The sequence below is a fragment of the Prolixibacter bellariivorans ATCC BAA-1284 genome, assembly GCF_000621705.1.
GTDB classification, from domain to species: domain Bacteria; phylum Bacteroidota; class Bacteroidia; order Bacteroidales; family Prolixibacteraceae; genus Prolixibacter; species Prolixibacter bellariivorans.
Genome location: NZ_JHXO01000009.1, coordinates 104,202 through 126,006 on the forward strand (window position 1 = coordinate 104,202; position 21,805 = coordinate 126,006).

Here is a 21,805-nt window from a genome sequence, read left to right on the forward strand (position 1 = left end):
TAAAAGAATGATTCGCTTTAAACTGAAACTTGCTCTCAGGAATTTACTGAAGAATAAATTGTATTCGTCGTTGATTATTGGTGGTTTCGCCATTGGCTTTACGGCGTGTATTTTTATTGCATTATTTTATAACTCAGAACATAATGTAAACAAGCATTTTGCCAATTATAAGAATATCTATCGCTTGTACGATATCAAAAAAAACACCTCGGGACTTGATTATAAATTGAGCACTGTGCTTTCGGAAAATTATCCTGATGTTAAAAAAGAGTGTCCGATGGGCTTCAGCTATTTCCCGATAACATTGAAAGACCCGGAAACCAAAAAGTTTGTTCGGATATCACACGTTATTTCCACAAATAATCATTTTTTCAATGTTTTCTCGGTGAAAATCCTGGCCCGCGAAGGAGCGAAACCATTTAGTCAGTTGAATTCGGCAGTGATTACCCAATCAGTAGCTAAGAAGCTTTTTGGCAACAAAAATCCACTGGGTCGCACCGTGAAAGAAGAGTTTTTTACTGCTACAGTTACAGCTGTTATGGAAGATCTTCCCGGGAATTCGACTTTCAAAGCAGATCTACTACTGAATAGCGACAACAAAGATTTTCAGATGGCTACGGCATGCAACGCCGGTGTCTGCGTCTATCCAACGGAACATTTTCTTCTTTTAAAAAATGGAGTAAATCCCAAACAGTTTTCCGAAAAACTAAATGGTACAATCAAGCAATTTAACACCAACACCGATAGTCTGGCATTGCAAAATATATCGAACATTTATTTGTCACCCCTAAAGCTCGACTGGGATGAGCACAGCAAAGGAAATGCCAGGATGCTGCTTGTTTTTCTCTCCATTGCCATTCTTATCATTTTGCTTTCGAGTATCAATTATCTCAACTACACGGTTTCGATGCAATATGCCAAAATGAAGGAAATCGGTATTCAAAAAACCAACGGAGCCGGCATGACAAACCTACTGATCGATTCGATGCTTGAGGTGTCTATCGGGATTATTATTTCTTTACTAATCGCGGTTTTGCTGGTATACTTATTATTACCCGTCAGTGGGACCTTGTTTGGAAGACCCATTTTGCTTGAAGATATAAATTTCCGCCAGCTACTACCGGTTTTTGCAGGTACACTTGTGGCTATCATTTTACTGAATAGTGTGATCCCACTCTATATTTTATCTAAATTCAGAATAACCGACTTCCTTTCCGGCGAAAGAAAACTAAACGGAAAGCAGCTGGCAAAACAAATCATGCTAACTTTTCAGTTGACCGTTTCCATTGCGCTGATTGCCGTAGTTATGCTCATTTTCAAACAACTTCAATTCGTTAAAAATCACGATCTAGGATTTAACCAGGAGCATCTTGTACGACTTGAAATCCCATATCTTTCAAAGAAACAGGATCTGCTCAAAGAAGAAACCGCACGGCTGCCTTTCGTTGTCAACAACACCTTAAGTAACGGGTATCCGGGATTAATTAATTTGACGATGGGAAGTGGCGCAAAAGACAATCAATTTTCGGTCGAATGCATTAATGTTTCGGATAATTTTCTGAAAACTTTTGGTATCAAATTGCAGGAAGGCCGTGATTTTATGGCTGGCGATAAGGGACAGGCCTGTATCCTGAACGAAGCAGCTATAAAGCGTTATGGATGGAAAAATATTGATGGAAAGAAGTACAACAATGGTGCTAATGGTTATCATGTAGTAGGAGTGGCTAAAAATTTCAACGTTAAATCGCTACGTACGAGCATGTCCCCCGTCGCACTACTTTACAAAGCTGATAACAGTGTATTTAATTCGCTTTCATTACGTCTTTCTCCTGGAAAAGTAGGAGAACAATTGGTACAACTCAGAAAAGTCTGGAAAACTGTTTTCCCTGACGATCCGATGGAATTTACCTTTTATGATGCTCAGTTCCAAGCCATGTATACCAAAGAAGACAGACAGGCCAAATCCATCACCTTCTTTTCAATCATCGCCATTGTGCTTACCTGTATGGGAATTCTAGGGCAAATCTTCCTGATAAGTCTCAATCGCACGAAAGAAATCGGTATCCGGAAGGTTAACGGAGCCAGAGTTTCCGAAATATTGGTTTTGCTAAATAAAAGTTTCGTGATGTGGATAATAACTGCTTTTGTTCTTGCCATACCAATCGCTTATTACGCAATGTATAAATGGCTGGAGAATTTTGCCTACAAAACCTCACTCAGTTGGTGGATTTTCGCGTTAGCAGGTTTACTGACACTGATTATTGCCTTACTGACAGTGAGCTGGCATTCATACCGGGCTGCAACGCGCAATCCCATTGAGGCATTACGATATGAATAATCTGACAATTTCTCCGTAATATGCATATAACCAAATATTCAATTTCATAACCTAACAAAACGTAAACCAATGAAACCAAACAGATTAATATTATCGATTGCGTTATTGCTAAGCGTCCTGTTTTCAGCAGAAGCACAGCAAGCAAAGGTTATTGTCCCTGATTTGTCGACCGTTCAGGATAACCAGGAATGGTCAGCGTTTAACCGGGGAATTTCCTATAACGGGAATGTGCACATGGCTGCAAGACCCGGCGATGGTTTACTCATTCTGAAAGACGTTGTATTTCAAAATGGCACTATCGAACTCGACATCAAGGGAAAGAACGTGCCAGGTCGCAGTTTTGTGGGAGTAGCTTTCCATGGAGTGAATGACAGCACATTCGACGCTGTTTACTTCCGTCCTTTCAACTTTAAAAATCCCGAAAGAAACTCGCATTCGGTCCAGTACATTTCCGCTCCAAAATATGGCTGGTACAAGCTCCGCAACGAACATCCGGGCAAATATGAAAACAAAGTCACACCCGTTCCCGATCCGGAAGAATGGTTTCATGCAACCATTCATGTAACCTATCCGGAAGTGAAAGTATACGTCAATAACGCTGCCGAACCATCGTTGGTCATTAACCAAATCAGTGAACGGAAGAAAGGATGGATTGCCTTGTGGGTTGGCAACAATTCGGAAGGTTGGTTCAAAAACCTCAAGATTAGCCCGGTCGCAAATTAACCTAACGTTTAAACTAATGAATGTCCTGTATCATTTCCATATGACCATCCGGACGCTCAGGCATAACTTGAGGCCCACTCTCCTGCTCCTCATTTCCATGTCGGTTGGGTTGGTGACCTTTATCCTGGTTTCCGGGTACGTTTCATACGAACAGCAGTATGATCGGATATTTCCCGATGCCGAAAACATCTACCGCATTACCACCGATTTGTATTCCGATGGCAAACTTCAGATTTCCATCCCCGAATGCGAACGAGATATGGGAAGTTCATTGAAAAAAACATACCCGGAAGTGACTGAAGCCGGATTCCTTGCTCAAGCCAGCAATCCGCAATACAAAATCGGTGAAAACATTTTCAAGGATACTAAGGTCTATTTTGCTTCGCCGGGACTGTTGAATATCTTCTCTTTTCAGCTGCTCCAAGGTGATCGTTCCCAGGTTTTGACTGCTCCTTATACTGTTCTTCTATCGGAATCAACTGCCAGGAAGTACTTTGGTGACGAGAATCCGGTTGGTAAAACCATCGTCAAATATCCGGTTTTTGAATACCGGGTGGTAGGTGTTTACAAGGATATTCCCAAACAGGCTCACTTTCATCCCAACATGCTGTTATCGTTCCACAACCAGATGCACCTTCCTCCCCCCATGAAAGCTCCCTGGGGAGAGACCGATTTTTACACTTACCTGAAAGTGCATCCCGGTACGGACTTGCAAGCGTTGGAGCAGAAGATGAACCAACTGGCCATGGCTCATAAAAAAGACTATTTCGAGAAAAATAACCAGTTGCATGTGTACCATTTGCAGCCGTTGAAAGATATTCATCTGCATTCACATCTGAAGCATGAGCTACAAACCAACGCCCGTGCCGACTACTTGTACATTTTGCTCATCATCAGTTTGCTGATTGTATTGGCTGTTGGGCTCAATTACATTCATTTCTCTTTTACAAGGGCACTCAATCACGCCTCGTCTACCGGATTGAAAAAAGTGTTCGGTGCCAACCGGAGAACACTCATTGCGCAATCGCTTACCGATTCGTTGGTCATTCATGTCATCGCGACCGCCGTTGCTTTCCTGCTTTGTATGTTACTCCTACCGTTTTTACAAAAACAGTTTGGCATCACCCTCGATTTCTCGTTGCATAACCGGTTATTCTGGTTTGGCCTGGGAAGCATCTTACTGCTAAGCATTATCATTAACGGTGTGGTTCCCGGCTACCTGATAGGACGTTTCCGCAGTCTCGATCTGTTCCATCTCAAATACAAACCGCTGATGCCCGGCATTTCCTTCCGGCAATTATTTGTCGTCGGGCAGTTTGCCATTGTCATGGTTATTATCATTGGCATTATCGGCATCAACAAACAGGTAAATTACCTCAAAGAAAAGAACAAGGGATTTAACCTCGAAAACACCATTGCTATTAAGGTTCCACAAAATTTCCGCCGAACCTCACAAAGCATCAATAACCTCGACGCTTTCGAACAAGACCTATTGCAGAACCCAAATATATCCGGTATTACTCAAAGTAACCGGACGCCTGGAGAAACGGCCGCCTTCAACTTCAGCTTTGCGAAAAAAGGAACGGAACATTCAGGAAAAGCGGCAGTTCTGGTAGCCGGCGTCCATTACCTCAAGCTTTTCGACATCAAGCTTTTAGCCGGGAATGATTTTGAGCCACACGCCGAAAATGTCGATGAAGGTTGCATCATCAATCAATCGTGTCTCAACTTTTTAGGCTATAAGAATTCACAGGAAGCAGTGGGCAGAGTTCTGAAACTAACGGATGAAAGTGCCCTTCAAAATATCGAATTGAAAATCAGGGGTGTTTGTTCAGATTTTAATTTCCAGAACATTCGAGAACATCCAGGTCCGATGATCCTCTTCGACTGGACAAAAAACATGATTTGGGGCAACTATTTTGTGAAGCTCAAACAGGCCAATATTGCTTCTGTCATCCCGTTTATCCGGAAGAAATTCCAAGCTACTTTTCCCAATTATCCATTCGAGTATCTGGTCCTGAATGATTTTTACAATCAACAGTTTTATAAGGAATATCAACTCATCCGAATGCTGCAGGCTTTTGTTCTGGTTGCGATTCTCATCAGCGCCATCAATCTGTTTGCCATGGCCTGGTTCATTGCCATTGCACGAACGAAAGAAATCGGCATCCGAAAAGTGAATGGGGCCAAGGTCTCCGAAGTGATGACTTTACTCAACAAAGATTTCATCAAGTGGGTAGCCATCGCTTTTGTGATTGCGACTCCCATTGCCTGGTTTACTATGAATAAATGGCTCGAAAACTTTGCTTACAAAACCAACCTAAGTTGGTGGATTTTCGCGTTAGCCGGAATCTTAGCTATCGGAATTGCCTTGCTCACCGTTAGCTGGCAAAGCTGGAAAGCAGCGACACGGAATCCGGTGGAAGCGCTGCGATATGAATAGCAAATATTGAAAAAACTAAACCATGATTATAACAACCATAAAACTGACTTTCCGCGATTTCAAAAGGAATAAACTGTATTCCTTTATTAAAATTGGCGGTTTCGCCATTGGCCTTTCAGCCTGTTTTCTTATTGCCCTATATATCAGGCATGAGCTAAGCTACGATAAAAATTATATCAATGGAGAGAGAATTTATCGTGTAGTTCAAGTGCAAAATATTGATGGGAGAATAGTACCAGGTACTGTTTTACAGGCTCCGCTGGCAGAAACATTAAAAAAGGAATTTCCGGAAATCGAGAATGCAGGCAGGATAATGTATTTTAATGCTGGTAAAAACAGGATAAGTCGAAGCGACCACTTAGAATATTTTAATGAGTCTGGTTTTGCATTTGTTGACCAGAGTATCCTGGATATTTTTCAGTTTCCGGTGATTGATGGCAAACTGTCAAATGCGCTGGAAAATCCTAATACAATAGTGATTTCAAAGCGTGCTGCCGATAAGTTTTTCCCTGGGGAGGACGCTATCGGAAAATCGCTTATTTTAAATAACAACACACAAAATCCCTATACGATTACCGCAGTTATCAGTAACTTTCCTGATAATTCCCATATGCATTTTGATTTTTTAATGGCCTTAAATCTTGGAGACGCTAACCAACAGAATTGGAATTTTAGCACCTTCCATAACTATGTGTTATTAAAACCCGGTACAAATGTTTCGCTTATTGAAGATAAATTGAAAACGGTTGTTAAAACTTACATTATCCCATTTGATGAAAAGCAAAATCAATTTTTTTACGATAGGACAAAAGATTACTATGAATTGCAACCGATAAAAGACATTCATTTAAAATCATCACATATTTTTCAGAATGTAAGTTTCGACTATGCCGATGTGGGAGATAACCGAATTGTTTGGGTACTAGGGATGAGTGCCTTTTTTATTTTGCTGCTGGCGTGTATAAATTTTATTAATCTATCTACAGCAAAATCTACCAGTAAGGCAAAAGAAATAGGATTACAAAAAACAATCGGGGCACAAAGAAGCACCCTTGTCAGACAACTTTTGAGTGAATCGATATTATACAGTTTCTTTTCAGTCTTTCTGGCACTTGGATTAACGGTTATGCTATTACCCTATTTTAATGCTTTGTCAGGCGAATCATTAACCATTCCATGGCATGCATGGTGGTTCGTTCCTTTACTTATTTCAGTAGCTGTATTTATTGGCACCCTGGCAGGTATTTATCCTGCATTTTACCTTACTTCCTTTAATGCTATAAAAACTCTTAAAGGTAATTTACCGGAAAAAGAAAGAACCGTGAATTTAAGGGGCGGGATGATTGTCTTTCAATTTGCCGCATCGTTGATTCTTATTGTTTGCACCCTGGCTGTATTTAAACAGATGAGTTTTATTATGAACAGAAATATGGGGTTTGATAAAGAGCAGGTGTTGATTTTAAAAGGTGGGAATACGTTGAATGAAAAAATTGCACCTTTCAAGGATGAATTGAAATCAATTGCAGGAATCAGAAGCGTGTCTGTAAGTTCGTTTTTGCCAATCGAAAATTCCTTGCGAAATGGAATCCCGTTTTATAAAGAAGGCAGGATGGGAATTGACCCCGGGATTACCGCTCAAAACTGGATTGTCGATAACGATTATATCGAAACAATGGGTTTAACGATTGTTGAAGGCGGGAATTTTTCTAAAGATGTAAGTTCCGAACAAAATTCGGCTATTATCAATCAGAAAATGGTACACCAACTGAACTTGAAAAATCCGATCGGACAGCGGATTACCGACGGAAATGATTTGTTAACAGTAGTTGGAGTGGTTCATGATTTTAATTTCGACAACATCCAGTACCCAATCAGGCCTCTGGTTATGCATCCCGGATTAAGCCCAAATTTTATCAGTGTCAAAGCAAGCACTGCTGACATGTCAGGAATAATCAGCGCGCTAACAAAATTATGGGATAAATTTTCACCGGAGCAGGAAATGCAATATAGCTTTCTTGACATGGAATACGCGAAAATGTACAATGATGTAAAACGCACAGGGTTAATATTCAGGAGTTTTTCCATTTTGGCGATCTTAGTTGCCTGCCTTGGATTATTTGGATTAGCTGAATTTATTACCAAACAGCGAACAAAAGAAATCGGCATCCGCAAAGTGAACGGAGCCAAAATATCGGAAGTAATGACCATGCTCAACAAAGATTTCATCAGATGGGTAGTCATCGCTTTTGTGATTGCTACACCCATTGCCTGGTTCGCCATGAACAAATGGCTCGAAAACTTTGCCTACAAAACCAGCCTGAGTTGGTGGATTTTTGCCCTCGCGGGAATACTGGCATTGGGGGTTGCATTGCTAACCGTTAGCTGGCAAAGCTGGAAAGCAGCCACACGTAATCCGGTGGAGGCGTTGCAATACGAATAAATAACAAAAAACATCAAACCGATGCTGAAAAGTCTATTAAGTCCCATATACCGAATGTTGAAAAAGAACCGACTGGATTTCTTTATCAACCTGATTGGTTTGTCAGCAGCTATGCTGGTCTTCATTTTTGTCTCGCTGTATGTTAAAAATGAAACCAGTTTCGATGCTTATCACCCGGATGCCGATCGGATATACAGACTAACAACATCCATAACTTCTCCCAATGGTCAAAATACTGATATGGCTTTGGCCAACACAGCCTTTGGTTATATCCTTAAAAATAATTGTCCGGAAGTTGAGAACATAGCCTGTGTAGATATTGGCGATAATGCTAAACTGAAGTACGGAGAAAAAGAATTTGAAAACATCAATGTCAGGGCAGCAACACCATCCATTTTTAAGCTTTTCTCCTATCCTTCAGTCGAAGGTAAACCAGATGATTTCCTGGTTTCTCCCCATACCATCATACTAACGCAATCATTAGCACGAAAAATATTCAAACAAGAAGACCCAATGGGTAAACAGATTACCATTGGAAAGGATAATTACGAAGTGAACGGAGTCATTAAAGACTTACCAGCAAATACCGACCTGACCTTTGCGGCCTTGATTCCTTCCAACGTAAATGGAACGGAAGATTTGGTTGACTGGGGCGACTATTTTGTATATCTGGAAATAAATACCACTGATATTAATAGACTCAGGTCACAAGTCGATACATTAACCACGAAAACTTACACTGAGCTGCTTAAGAAGATGGGCGGATTTCATCTGAAACACCACCTTCAACCGTTAAAGAGCATTCACTTTGACAATACGCTACTCGCCGATACACCCAAAGGCAATAAGACAATGGTTTATGTTTTTTCCATTATAGCCATCCTTATTCTGGTGATAGCCGGCATCAATTATATCAATATCACCATTGCCCAACTTCAGAAACGTCAAAAGGAATTTTCCATCCGGAAGATCATCGGATGCGACAGAAAATGGATCATCTATTACGTTTTAACCGAATCGATCCTGACTGCCATGGTGGCGGCTTTCCTTTCCATTCTTTTGGCTGCAATTCTGTTGTCTCAATTCAATGCGCTGTTCGGCGAACGGTTCAGCCTGCACGCTATTTTCCAACTATCTGTTCCCCTACTTCTCGTATTTTTCGGATTTGGATTGCTGGCAGGTCTTTATCCTGCTTTCAAAAGTCTGAAACCCGGTTTTGACACGGAAACAGGATTCAGTTTATTTGGAAAATCGCTGGTAGCTTTCCAGAATATCATTTCCATTGTCATGATTGCCGGCGTAATCTTAATATGGAGCCAGATTCACTTCATGAAGAATTCTAATCTCGGCTTCGATAAAGAACAACTTATCGCCGTTAGTCTGAGCGACCACGAAAACCTACCGGGAAAAGAGGTATTGCAAAACGAGTTTCAAAAACTTCCGGAAGTAAAGTCTTTCGCATTTGGTGGAGGCGGAACCAATTTGGGGAATACGAACCACTGGATGAAAGCTATCATGGTTACTAAAGATGAAGAGGGAAACGATCTTCAGTTTGTTTTGAATGAACCTTCTGTGGATGAGAACTACATCAGGCTTTTCGGGTTACAACTGTTGAAAGGACGTAATTTTTCACCGACGATGCCAAGCGACAGCGACCATGCAGTTATCATTAACGAGGCATATGTACGAAAGATGGGCTGGAAGAACCCTATTGGCAAATATGTTTTCGAGAATCAAAAACAAAAAATCATTGGGGTCGTAAAAGACTTTCATTTCGAGGCACTAAATAACCCCATCGAACCACTCATGTTTAGAATGCTAAAAGGGCAACCCGATTACATGTTTCTGAGAGTAGAACCACGTTACCTGGATTTGATTCGGAAACAATGGAAAAAAATAGCCAATGGTGTACCGTTTGAATTCAGCTTCATGGACAGACACATGAATCAACTCTATGAAAAGAATGAGCATCAAATGACCATCTTCTCTTATCTGACCATCATCGCACTTGTAATATCGTGCCTGGGATTATATGGGCTGGCATCTCATTTCATCACCAACCGGACCAAGGAAATTGGCATCCGAAAAGTGAATGGGGCCAAGGTCTCCGAAGTGATGACTTTACTCAACAAAGATTTCATCAAGTGGGTAGTCATCGCCTTTGTGATTGCCGCTCCGATTGCCTGGTTCGCCATGAATAAATGGCTCGAGAACTTTGCTTACAAGACCGACCTGAGTTGGTGGATTTTCGCGTTAGCAGGAATGCTGGCCATTGGAATTGCCCTGCTCACCGTTAGCTGGCAGAGCTGGAAAGCTGCCACAAGAAACCCGGTGGAAGCACTGCGATACGAATGAGACAAGAGTTCCAATAACGATAGGATGATGTGAATAAAGACAAACATGACCTAAAAACTTAAATAGGATGTTCAAAATTCATTTGTTAACCGCAATACGACAGATTCGCCGATCGACCGCACTTTCTGCCATTACGATTGTAGGACTTGCAGTGGGTTTCACTTCTGTCATACTTCTTTCCATCTGGATCAACTATGAATATCAGTATGACCGTTTTTATCCCAAAACAAATCGAATCTACAAAGTATTTATAGAGGAACCGAGAAAAGGAGACGTCGAAAAATATCCATGGGTATCCTTTCCGTTGGCAGAAGCTATGCAGGGCGAAGTCCCCGAAATTGAAAACAGTACAATTGTCTCCAGTGGCAGCATAAAGGTTAAATATAACGATCATGCATTCTATGAAAATCGGGCCTGTTTTACCAATCCTCAATTATTCAAAATTTTTGATTTTAAATTCACCCGGGGCAATAAAAAACTGGCCTTGAGCCACAAACAATCTATCGTGATCTCTGAAAGAGTTGCTAAAAAATATTTTGGCAATGAAAACCCTATCGGGAAAATGCTTCAGATAAATGACAACTATCCTTTCGAAGTTACCGCGGTAGTTGATGATATTCGTCCAAATTCCAGTATTAATTTTGACTTTTTCATTTTGGCAGAATATTTTGCTGAGCCCCTGATTTTAAATGGAACAAACTGGGAAGCACTCAATTTTAACAGTTACGTTTGTCTACGAAAGGATGCAAATCCGGAGGTCGTCAGAGAAAAGATTAGAAACATACTAATGGAACATATTTCCGATAATAAGCGATACCTCAATGTTCAGCCAATTAAAGATGCTCACTTTTATTCCGTTTCAGGCACTCCCACCAACATCAAAAATATCCGGATCATGACGATTTTGGGGCTGGTGATTTTTATGGTCGCTTTTTTCAATTTCGTAAATATTTTAGTTGGTAGATATCAAAAGCGGGCATTCGAGTTTAAAATCAAGGGAATTATTGGTGCTGAAAAGAAACAGATTTTCTTCCAGATTCTTGTTGAATGCCTGGTAATGATTTCAACAGCAACGTTCCTGTCCCTAATAATTTCCAATTTAATTCTTCCTCTTTTCAGCCAACTTGCCGGAAGACAATTTTCCAGTAGTACGATTTTCAATCTATTTTCGATGGAAGTTCTGGGAGCAACTTTTATTGGAGCTTTACTTATTGGCTCGGGACTGTTACTCATTGCCTTTAAGAAATATTTGAAATTTCAGCCACCTCATAAAGACAAACAGGGAAAAACGAAGCTAGCTTATCAATCATTTTTTGTTACGGTTCAGTTTGCATCTGCAATTTTACTGGTCATCGGAGTTATTGTGGTGACACAACAGCTAAATTTTATTTCCCGAAAGGATATTGGACTAAATCCTGAAAATGTAATTACGACTCCGCTAAAAGGCAGTGATCGTGGGAAGTATGAAGTTCTAAAAGAAGAATTATTGAAAAACAATGCAGTAAAAAATGTAACAGCTGCCTATAATTTGCCGACATCGATTAACACAAACTGTGTAATAACTGCCTGGCCGGGCAATCCTCATCAGGAAAAACTGCCACTTGCCTATACCGTCGTGGATAAAGACTATTTCTCAACGATGGGTATGCAAATTATCCAGGGCGTCCCTTTCTCAGAAAAACTGCAATCTGATTCTGTTGCCTACATTGTAAATGAACAGGCAGTTGCTGCAATGCATTTAAAAGAACCCGTTGGAGCTATTATTGATTTTAGCTGTTGGACCAAAGGCAAGATTGTTGGAGTGGTCAAAGACTTTAATTACCGGTCGATGCACTCCAGGATTGAACCATTGATTATTGTAAATCATCTTTGGGGAGCTCAAAATTTATTGATTAAACTAAACCGAAAACCCGATCAGGTTTTGTTGGGCGAGTTGGAAAACCTCTGGAAAAAAATCAATCCACAATCACCGCTTAATCTTCAGCCATTGAATAATTCGCTTGAAAGGATGTATCAGGCAGACAAACGTTTTAGAAATCTTTTATTTGCCGGCAGTTCAATTGCGCTTATTCTCACGTCAATCGGTCTGTTGGGGGTAATCCTTATGCATGTCCAACATCGCATCAAAGAAATCGGCATTCGAAAAGTAAACGGAGCCAGGGTTACCGAAATTCTGGCCATGCTCAACAAAGATTTCATCAAGTGGGTAATCATCGCCTTTGTCATAGCCACGCCCATTGCCTGGTTCGTCATGAATAAATGGCTCGAGAACTTTGCATACAAAACCAGCCTAAGCTGGTGGATTTTTGCCGTAGCAGGCGTACTGGCTTTAGGAATTGCCTTGCTCACTGTTAGCTGGCAAAGCTGGAAAGCAGCTGCCCGAAATCCCATTGAAGCACTACGATACGAATAAAATAAACACCATCATATGAAGCTTTTCAGAAAGATAAAACACAATTGGAAATGGTTTGCCATTAATGCCGTTGGACTCAGCACAGCGGTAGCTTGTACCCTGGTTATTTATCTTTATACAACTCAACAGTTCAGTTATGACCGGTTCAACACCAAAGCCGACCAAATCTACCGTATAACGACTAACAGCAACAGTGGCGCAACCTCCATTCACCCGGCACGGGTAACCGGTGACTGGCCAAAACAACTGGTTTCCGAATATCCGGCCATTGAAAAAATGGTGCGGCTTTTCCCTTTCCGGAGAGCGATTATTAAGATTGGAGACAAAAGATTTTATTCGGAGCATGCCTTCTCCACCGACAGTACCTTCTTCAATATTTTCGATTTCAAAGTGCTGTCCGGCGATCCGGAAAAAGCCTTCGACCAGCCGAACCGGGCTTTCATCAGTCGTAGCCTGGCTATGAAGTATTTTGGTAACCTGAATGTAGTTGGGAAAGAGATCTCCATTCTGCATCAGCAGGAACCCGAACCCAAAGTCTACACCATTGACGGTGTGATGGAGGATTTTCCGGTCAATTCGCATTTCCACGCCGATCTGCTCACGTCATATACCGAAGTAAAAGGACAAACACCCTGGGCCTACACTTACTTTTTGCTAAAAAAAGGAACTGATGCTAAAGCATTGCAGGCAACGATTCAAAAGAATTGGGAAAAAGACAATGACACAGGTAACCCGGTTCCGACACTTGATTTACAAAAGCTGACTGATATTCACCTGTATAGCCACAAAACCCGGGAAATGGAAAAGAACGGAGATATCCGATCTATCCTCCTTCTCATCAGCGGCGGTATCATTATTCTGTTCATCGCCCTGATCAACTTTCTGAACCTGAGTCGCGTTCAGTTTATTTCCGAAATCAAGTCCATCCAGGTGAAGCGAATCAACGGAGCTTCGAAACCAATCATTGCCCGCGAAATGGTATCCGAATCATTGATTCTTTCCGGACTTTCTGTCATCGTTGGTTTAGTCGCTGCATATAAAATAAGCGGCTATTTGAATATTCCCATCTTTCAGGGAACTCAGGTGGACAACATTGCAGCAATTAGTCTCCTCTTCATAGTTGGAGTGGCCCTCTTGTCTGTTGTTCCATTAATCACTTCCAAACTCGTTTCAGACGTAAAGGTGAGCGAAACCAAAATGAGTTTGTACACCTTCCCTATGGTTTTGCAATACACCCTGGCCGTGATCGCCATTACAGGCACCCTTGTTCTCAACCGTCAAATCGATTACATCAATAACGAACATCCAGATGCTGAAAATGCCAACATGGTGGTGATGGCTAATAATCCGTGGGATGCCGTTCAACGTTACGAAACATTCAAGACCGAACTGTTGAAACATCCTTCCGTTACCAACGTGACGGCAGCTATGGAAGAACCGGGAGGCAATATCCTTGATGGTGCCCGGTTTACCATGGAAGGTGTAGAGAAAAAACCGAACCAGGCTATCAACATCTTCACTACTGACTCCAACTTCTTTTCTACCATGGGCATTCATCCCATTGCCGGAACTGTGGATTTAGGTTATACCCCATCACAGCAATGGGAAGCTGATGCCGTCACATTAAGCGAAATGCGCACAGCCAAAAATCCGGATAAGAAAGAAATGGCCGAACTGGAAAAGAAGCTTGGTAATTACAGCGAAAAATATATCCTCAACGTAAGTGCTCTGAAAATGCTGGGCATCAGTAACCCGAAAGATGCCATTGGTAAGCGTTTTCGATTGAATTTCTTTCTCCCAGACCTCTTCCCGGAAGGGAAAATTGTGGCAGTAGTTCCCGATTTTCATTATACCGATTTGCACAGCAAGGAACGGCCATTGGTCATCACCCCGAGAAAAATGTTCAACTACTGCTTCCTTATCGGGATTAATCCGGCACAACGAAAAAAGGCGATAGCGACCATCGCAGCAGTCTGGAAAAAGGTGAACCCAGATTACCCGTTCCAGTACGAATACATTGCCGACAGCTATAAGAAAGTGTATTCCACCGAATATGCCCAAACAAAAGCACTTTCGTTGTTTGCTCTGATTTCCATTATCCTTTCATCACTGGGAATATTTGCCATGGCATCGTTCAGTACACAACGCCGGACCAAGGAAATTGGTATCCGAAAAGTAAATGGAGCCCGGGTTAGCGAAGTAATGACCATGCTTAATCAGGATTTAGTGAAATGGGTAGCCATTGCATTTGTCATTGCCACTCCGGTTGCCTGGTATGCCATGGACATATGGCTCAGTAATTTCGCATACAAGACGTCGTTGAGTTGGTGGATATTTGCCCTGTCCGGAATACTGGCTGTTGGGATTGCCATGCTGACGGTTTCGTTCCAATCGTACAAAGCAGCCACGAAAAATCCGATAGATGCATTACGCTACGAGTAACCAATTAATTTAGGAAACAAGTAATGTGATCAGTGAGTTGACTAGTTTTCACCATTACTGCTATTCTCTAATGCGGAGACATATATCTGTACACTCCCTTTATCATTAGATTTAGCCGTATTTTTAACCCTGGAATATTGATTTTTAACTTTCAGTAACACACTAAAGCTATTTAGCTCTTTGTTGTTAGACGAAAAAAAAGTAGCTTTATTTTCAATTCGACCAAACCATAGCTATCTAACCGTACCGGCCTGTACTTATATGGAAATCTTATCTTTCAAAAGATTTGAATATTTTACATAAAATACCGATAAAATGAAGAAAAAAGCATTCTTAGTTTTGAGTTTTTTCCTGGTATTATCAGTCGCAAAAGCTCAAAAGCCATCCAATTTTTACACGACTAAACTTTCCAACGGACTGGAAGTGCTGGTTATTGAAGACCATAGTGTGCCATTGGCTACCGTCGAAATCACAACAAAAAATGGCTCCTACACGGAACCGCCCGAGTTCAATGGTTTAAGCCACCTGTACGAGCACATGTTTTTTAAAGCCAATAAAGACTATCCCAGCCAGGAAGCCTTTATGGCTAAAGTTCACGAGCTCGGAATTGCTTTCAACGGTACAACCGGAAACGAGCGGGTCAATTACTTTTTCACCCTTCCCAAGAGTAAATGGACAGACGGTTTGCATTTTATGAACTCCGCCATCCGTTATCCCTTGTTTCTTTCGAAAGAAATCAAAAAAGAAAATATTGTTGTCGACGGCGAGTTTCAGCGCCTCGAGTCGAACCCCTTCTTTTTGCTATCCGATTCGATGAAGCATGTATTGTGGGGCAATTTATACTCTCGTAAAAATCCTATCGGTATTCATCATATCATCAGGACTGCTACACCAGAAAAAATGCATACCATTCAGCATAAATATTACTGGCCCAATAATTCCATGCTAATTGTCAGCGGCGACGTCAACCATAAAGAAGTGTTCGCTAAAGTCAAAGACATTTTTTCAAGTTGGAAACCTTCGGATTTTGACCCGTTTAAAAAATGGCCTATTCCAGAATTTCAACCGCTTGACTCTACCAACTATTTTGTGGTTACATCTCCCTACGCACGTGTTCCTATCATGATGCTGGAATGGCAGGGACCCGATACCCGTCGGGATGTGCACGACACGTATGTCGCCGATGTCTTCTCCACCATCCTGAGCCAAAACTCAAGCAAATTCCAAAAGATGTTGGTCGATAGCGGATTGGCCCTACAGGCAAATGTTGGTTATCAAACACTAAAATATACCGGGCCTATTAGTGCTATCGTCGTTCCTAACCCAACGAAAGTAGCAGCCTGCGCCGAAGCAGTGAAAAAACAAATTTCCATGTGGGACTCGCCCGACTACATCACAGATCAGCAATTGGAAAACGCCAAACGTCAGCTCGAAATTAACCATCTGCAGGAATCAGATGTAACTTCGGATCTGTCGCATACCATGGCTTATTTCTGGTGTTCGGCCTCTTTGGACTATTACTACAACTACATCCCGAACATCAAGAAGGTGACCAAACAGGATCTGATTAATTACGTCGATAAATACATTAAAGATAAGCCCTACGCTGCCGGATTGTTGATTAATACCAAGTCGGAAGCCCTGTTGCATCCTGCGACTTTTTGGAAGAAATAATCACAATTGCCATTATCAAAATAAAAAACTATGAAAATTCAAAAATATATATTCGTTATGTTGCTTGTATCCTTATCACTGGGGGTACAGGCCCGAAATTCGGTAAAAGAAATGACGGTAAATGGCTTAAAGGTTGTTTTTATGCCATCGTCGAAACAAACCGTTGCAGCTATTATGTTCTTCAAAGGGGGAACTGCCAACTATGATGCAAAGCAGCAAGGAATCGGTGCGTTAACCCTGGCTGCCACTTCCGATTGTGGTACGCAGAAATACTCAAAAGATGCCTTTAAAAATATGGCTGACAAATATGGGGTGAGCGTAAACGGTTCAGCAAGGTATGACTATGCAGCCATTAGCCTGGAATGCGTCAAACCTTATTTTTCAGAGGGATGGAAGCTTTTTACAGAAGCGGTCAATCATCCCGTATTCGAGAAAAAAGAACTGGGTTTATTGAAGCAAAAGCTGATTGCCGGTATTCAAAACAGGAAAAGCAACCCGGACAACACGCTGTCTGATATGTGTATGAAGAATACATTTCAGGGTACACGCTACGCCTATCAAGTTCCCGGAACCGTTGAAACAATGAAGGCCTTCACACAGGATGGTGTCAAAAATTACTACAACAAACTACTAAACGCCAACCGAATGGTACTGGTTATTGTAGGAAATTTGGAAGAACAGGACATCAGGAAAATGGTCGAAAAGGACTTTGGCAGTTTACCTTCAACTCCGGTTAAGCCGATGCCTGCAGCCATTGCAACCACCATCGATACCAACTCGCTGCATACTGAAAGCCGGAAATTGTCGACTAATTATATCCAGGGAATGCTGGGCGCACCGGCTTTTACCTCTCCCGATAGCTATGCTTTCCGATTAGCTTTCAACATACTGAGGAATAAATTATTCGAAGAGGTAAGGACCAAACGTAATCTGTCGTATGCTCCTCAAGCTTTCGCTTCGACTGGTTTTATCCCCTATTCTGCAGTGTATGTCACCACAACCAAACCCAACGAAGCGGTAACCGTGATGGTGAACGAAATGGATACGCTAAAAAACGATGGTTTTACCGATACCGATTTGAGAGACTCAAAAAGTGAGTATACGACCTATTATTTCATGGGAAAACAGTCAACCTACAACACAGCATACTCCTTGGGGGTTGCCAAAATAAAAGGTTCGATAGACATGACAACTCACTTTATCGATCACATCGATGCAGTGACATTGCCACAAATGCAAAAAGTATTCAGCGAATATGCCAATGGAATTAACTGGAACTATCTTGGCGATGAATCCATGATTGACAAAGACGTTTTCAATAGAAAAGTCGAATAGAAGAGTATCGTTTATTCAAACAAAGTCAGCCGATAGGATACCATTTCTGTCGGCTGATTCTTTTTTATAACTGCCAGTCGTTTTTGTTTTTGGCTTTGTTGCTCACCGGTACGGTCTCCAAATGTTCGGCAAGGTTGCGAACCAGTTCATTAACCGAACCGTCCTCGTTTAACTCGAAACGACTAATGCTGGTGTTCTCCGGCGCATCCCAACGGGAGTAAGAATCATTGTCGAGATTGTGCAGCACTGTCCAAAAAGCACGGATTAAACCGCCATGGCTCATCGCAAAAACCTTCTGCCCTTCATGCCTTTCCTTTAGCAGGGAAAGAAAAGCTTTGGCACGCACAATCAAATCTTCCGAGGTTTCAGCTCCTTCGGGCAAGTCTACCTCGTTCCAGTTTTTAGGAAACGGCTTCCCCTGCCATCCCGCCAGGAAACGTTCGCGTAAAAGCGGTTCAGGAATAATCTCGTATCCGGGATGAAACCGGAGTACTTCTTCCGTCGTCTTCATCGTGCGTCGCAGGTCGCTGGAATATATCACATCGAATTCTTCATCCTTTAAATATTCAGCTAAAGCTTTAGCCTGCATCATTCCATCTTCACTAAGCGTTCCGGGGGTTTGGCCCTGGCAAATGCCCTGCGCATTTTCAATCGTCTCTCCGTGTCTAATCAGCCAAAAATCAACCATTACTTTTCTTTTGCTTTTTCGCCAGCTAAGGAAATCAACATTCGTAAGTAAAGTGCAAACTTATCATCAACACTACCTTAAATCAGGGACCTCTTTACGGTTTTGAATCTGGCACAACAGATTTCATTGTCATTCTTAATCGACCAGAATCAGTCCTGGATTATTTCCGGTAATACTACGCCCGCCTTCGGAGGTCACCACAAAGGTATTCTCCGTTCCCACCATACCAACACCTTCGATACCCTTCTTCGGCTCAACGGCAAAAACCATATTCTCTACCAGCGGGGCCTTAAATCCTTTCGCCAGTACCGGGTATTCATCCACAGTTAACCCGACACCGTGCCCGAGGAACTTCACCTGGCGGGTTCCAAAACCCATAAAGTTCTGTTTAAATTCCGGGGTAAGGTCATTCATGATGGTCTCATAAATGTTCTCAGGAATCGCTCCCGGCTTCAGCATTTCGGCAACCCGGTCGTGTATGTCGACACATTGCTGATGGATAGCCCTCACCTCTTTCGGTAGCGACTGTCCGAACATGTAAGTCATGGTCTTGTCCGAATGGTATCCGTTCATCCCGAATCCCATGTCGATAAATACCAGTTCGCCCTTCTTCAGTTTCCGGTCACGGTTTCCAAAGCTGGTCACTGCGGCATTCAGTCCGCGGTTCCCGCCGGGGCCGTCAAAATTGGTCGGATACAAAGAGTTTTCGCCGAACGACAGCTGGGCAACAGCCACATCGGTATCGTGCATGGCAAAACGGGCGATTCCCTGGTGCCCTTCCTTCACCATCGCCTCGTACAGCTCAGCGGCTAAATCGGTTTCGGTCATTCCTTCACGGAGCAGTCCGGGGACAATATCTTCCAGTACCTTCCGGTGATTTTCTCCCGCCAGTTCCATAAAATGTAACTCCCAGGCACTCTTCAGTGCACGGGTCTGGGCAATCTGAAAATCGAGTGACTTATATGAAGAAAAAGGAAAATGCTTCTGAAAACGCTGAAACATGGCCAGTGGCACAAATTCCGTTTCCAGGTGTACTTCTCCGGGCAACTGAGAATAAGCCTGCGCTGCATCGCGGTAGCTGCTCATTGACTCAATAGCCGGAAATTCCGACTCCTCCAGGGTCCGTTCATACCCCTTTCGCGCCCACACCGTAGCGTCCTTTTCTCGTTCGATCACCAACATGCCTTCAGGCATGGAACCGGTGAAATACAACAGGTTTATTTTGCTAAACACAACGGCCATTTTCCAATCCGGATGCTGTTGATCCATCAGTTGGCGGAAGGCCTTCATTCGTGCGTTCAGTTCTGAAACAGGTGTTTTTTCGCTCATGAGAGATTGCTTTAATCAGCAAAAATAAGCGATTGATGGAAAAAGACGGGGCTTATGCCGGCCTGATTGCCTAACATTAATTTTGTGTGAACTTCCTGGGACAATCCCAGCACCACTATTTCATTGCTGTGCCTGTAGCTTTTCAAGCACTTCGGTGTAATGCTTCATATCCGTGTTCTCCGGTTCGGCCAGACGGTAAATCATCAGGATTTGTTCCAGATGAGGAATATCTTTCTGTTCGGCGAGCTGCTTTGAATAAGTATAGCAGACAATTCCCAGGAAACCGCCCAGTCGTTTATAGGCCATTCGCTTCATCATATTGGGCTCCGAAACCATTTCCTGATGCAACGCCGAAACCTCCTTCTTCCACCAATTTTCATCCTTCGAAAAAAGGGACTGGAGATACACCTGACGCCGCGAAAATTCGAACTGTAAACTGGCGGTTAACTGCGACAGTTGTTCCTGGCAAGCCGGCTTGCCGGTCAGTTCGTTCGTCATGGTTTGGAATGAACCCGCCTTATCAAACGCTTCCACCGAAGCCATGTTGCGGCCAATACAGGTGGCCTGCAGTAACGCTCCCGCTCCGGCCAGCGAATCGATTCGCACCTGTTGCGCTTTCACATACGTTGCCACCTCCTTTTTCGGGGCGTCCTTTTCAGGCAGAGCCGACAGCCTGAACCAGCCAAACACACTGGTCAACCGTTTTTTTGTAGGCCAGGCATGCGATGCTTCCATCAACTCAATGTGAACATTGGCAGGCCTGTTTCCGGGCTGAAGAATATACCGAACCATTTCCGAAAAATTAAAATCGTCCATCCCGATAAGGCCCATAACCGGGCAACTTATGGCGGCAAGTTGATCAGGACTGGCGAAAGCACCACACGCCATTACCCCGTCAACCGGATGATTCGCCGCGTACCCCAACATCATTCGCGCCCCTCCGGAGAAACCAGCCAGGTAAATTTCTTTCCCTACCGGAAAACGCTTTCGCACGTCGGCAATCAACTGGTTCAGCTCCTGCATATAATGCGGGTCGTCATTCTGAATAAGATTGGAGGCGACCAGCACCGCCGGATAAGTCGACGCCGCCTCCTTCAAATGCTTCACCGCTGTTTGTCCCGAGCCATGCGGATCGATGGCAATCAACAGAGGTAAACGGATAGCCGCTGACTGACGGGCCGGAACAAACACCTCGTAGGTATGCTCCGGGTTCGACTGGCAGGAATCGGTTCGTTCCACCGCCGGAACCGGCTCACTGCGTTTATGAGTCGACTGGCAGGCAAAAGTAACGCCGGAAAGGGTTAACGCCAGAAACAATTGGATAACAGAAACAGGACGCATAATTCTCATCATGATTTTTCGATGGCTAAAGGTAATCAAACCACACAAAGGAGATCCTTCTTCCGCCTGCCTAAATCCCTCCAACACCACGAAAGAAAAAGAAATATTAAATTTTCTCGCCGACTTCCCGGTTTGTCCCCTTATCCTAATCTGGCCTTTCCTAAATTTTCTAATTTCGCCCCTGATTATTTTTCCACATTTCACAAGGCGTCCGAAACGAATAAACTTGCTCCGGTTCGAATAATTGCATTTTCATGCTTCTCTTGTTACAACACGTACTGTTA

Annotated in this window: 12 protein-coding genes; 9 read left to right on the plus strand and 3 right to left on the minus strand. The window is 42.8% G+C overall.

Going from position 1 to position 21,805, the window contains the following annotated elements:
* The first annotated feature begins 7 nt into the window (after positions 1-7).
* The 9 genes from T426_RS0112260 (at position 8) to T426_RS0112300 (ending at position 18,163) form a co-directional block, all read left to right on the plus strand.
* Positions 8-2,338, plus strand: coding sequence for an ABC transporter permease (locus T426_RS0112260; RefSeq protein ID WP_025864005.1), 2,331 nt, complete (start codon positions 8-10; stop codon positions 2,336-2,338).
* A 69-nt stretch (positions 2,339-2,407) separates the two neighbouring features.
* Complete coding sequence (locus T426_RS0112265) at positions 2,408-3,061, plus strand: 3-keto-alpha-glucoside-1,2-lyase-like domain-containing protein (protein WP_025864004.1); 654 nt, start codon at positions 2,408-2,410, stop codon at positions 3,059-3,061.
* Positions 3,062-3,077: 16 nt separating this feature from the next.
* The gene (locus T426_RS0112270; RefSeq protein ID WP_081782399.1) at positions 3,078-5,504 is read left to right on the plus strand and encodes an ABC transporter permease; all 2,427 of its coding nucleotides are present in this window, start codon (positions 3,078-3,080) and stop codon (positions 5,502-5,504) included.
* A gap of 22 nt (positions 5,505-5,526) precedes the next feature.
* The gene (locus T426_RS0112275; protein ID WP_025864002.1) at positions 5,527-7,944 is read left to right on the plus strand and encodes an ABC transporter permease; all 2,418 of its coding nucleotides are present in this window, start codon (positions 5,527-5,529) and stop codon (positions 7,942-7,944) included.
* A 21-nt stretch (positions 7,945-7,965) separates the two neighbouring features.
* On the plus strand, positions 7,966-10,299 hold the full coding sequence (locus T426_RS0112280; protein ID WP_081782398.1) for an ABC transporter permease: 2,334 nt from the start codon (positions 7,966-7,968) through the stop codon (positions 10,297-10,299).
* Positions 10,300-10,366: 67 nt separating this feature from the next.
* Entirely contained in the window at positions 10,367-12,712 is a 2,346-nt protein-coding gene (locus tag T426_RS0112285) for an ABC transporter permease (RefSeq protein ID WP_027585777.1), read from the plus strand.
* Between the two features lie 15 nt (positions 12,713-12,727).
* A complete protein-coding gene (locus tag T426_RS0112290; protein WP_025863998.1) occupies positions 12,728-15,154 on the plus strand; it encodes an ABC transporter permease in 2,427 nt (808 codons plus the stop codon).
* A gap of 315 nt (positions 15,155-15,469) precedes the next feature.
* The gene (locus tag T426_RS0112295; protein WP_025863997.1) at positions 15,470-16,828 is read left to right on the plus strand and encodes a M16 family metallopeptidase; all 1,359 of its coding nucleotides are present in this window, start codon (positions 15,470-15,472) and stop codon (positions 16,826-16,828) included.
* 30 nt (positions 16,829-16,858) lie between these two features.
* Complete coding sequence (locus T426_RS0112300; RefSeq protein ID WP_027585778.1) at positions 16,859-18,163, plus strand: M16 family metallopeptidase; 1,305 nt, start codon at positions 16,859-16,861, stop codon at positions 18,161-18,163.
* A 64-nt stretch (positions 18,164-18,227) separates the two neighbouring features.
* Here T426_RS0112300 and T426_RS23585 read toward each other — a convergent pair whose 3' ends face one another.
* The 3 genes from T426_RS23585 to T426_RS0112315 all read right to left on the minus strand — a co-directional run bounded on the left by T426_RS23585 (position 18,228) and on the right by T426_RS0112315 (position 21,533).
* Positions 18,228-18,851: a histidine phosphatase family protein gene (locus tag T426_RS23585; protein WP_025863994.1), complete on the minus strand. Its 624-nt coding sequence runs from the start codon at positions 18,849-18,851 to the stop codon at positions 18,228-18,230.
* 135 nt (positions 18,852-18,986) lie between these two features.
* Positions 18,987-20,180, minus strand: coding sequence for a M24 family metallopeptidase (locus tag T426_RS0112310; RefSeq protein WP_025863993.1), 1,194 nt, complete (start codon positions 20,178-20,180; stop codon positions 18,987-18,989).
* Between the two features lie 120 nt (positions 20,181-20,300).
* Positions 20,301-21,533 carry an alpha/beta hydrolase family protein gene (locus T426_RS0112315; RefSeq protein ID WP_025863992.1) on the minus strand — a complete coding sequence of 411 codons (1,233 nt, stop codon included), beginning with the start codon at positions 21,531-21,533 and terminating at the stop codon, positions 20,301-20,303.
* Between the last annotated feature and the right edge of the window lie 272 nt (positions 21,534-21,805).

Excerpts from the sequence above, each read along its gene's own strand:
- T426_RS0112290 (WP_025863998.1), top strand. The coding sequence starts at position 12,728 with ATGAAGCTTTTCAGAAAGATAAAACACAATTGGAAATGGTTTGCCATT.
- T426_RS0112300 (WP_027585778.1), top strand. The coding sequence starts at position 16,859 with ATGAAAATTCAAAAATATATATTCGTTATGTTGCTTGTATCCTTATCA.
- T426_RS0112275 (WP_025864002.1), top strand. The coding sequence starts at position 5,527 with ATGATTATAACAACCATAAAACTGACTTTCCGCGATTTCAAAAGGAAT.
- T426_RS0112260 (WP_025864005.1), top strand. The coding sequence starts at position 8 with ATGATTCGCTTTAAACTGAAACTTGCTCTCAGGAATTTACTGAAGAAT.
- T426_RS0112315 (WP_025863992.1), bottom strand. The coding sequence starts at position 21,533 with ATGATGAGAATTATGCGTCCTGTTTCTGTTATCCAATTGTTTCTGGCG.
- T426_RS0112310 (WP_025863993.1), bottom strand. The coding sequence starts at position 20,180 with ATGAGCGAAAAAACACCTGTTTCAGAACTGAACGCACGAATGAAGGCC.
- T426_RS0112270 (WP_081782399.1), top strand. The coding sequence starts at position 3,078 with ATGAATGTCCTGTATCATTTCCATATGACCATCCGGACGCTCAGGCAT.
- T426_RS23585 (WP_025863994.1), bottom strand. The coding sequence starts at position 18,851 with ATGGTTGATTTTTGGCTGATTAGACACGGAGAGACGATTGAAAATGCG.
- T426_RS0112295 (WP_025863997.1), top strand. The coding sequence starts at position 15,470 with ATGAAGAAAAAAGCATTCTTAGTTTTGAGTTTTTTCCTGGTATTATCA.
- T426_RS0112265 (WP_025864004.1), top strand. The coding sequence starts at position 2,408 with ATGAAACCAAACAGATTAATATTATCGATTGCGTTATTGCTAAGCGTC.
- T426_RS0112285 (WP_027585777.1), top strand. The coding sequence starts at position 10,367 with ATGTTCAAAATTCATTTGTTAACCGCAATACGACAGATTCGCCGATCG.
- T426_RS0112280 (WP_081782398.1), top strand. The coding sequence starts at position 7,966 with ATGCTGAAAAGTCTATTAAGTCCCATATACCGAATGTTGAAAAAGAAC.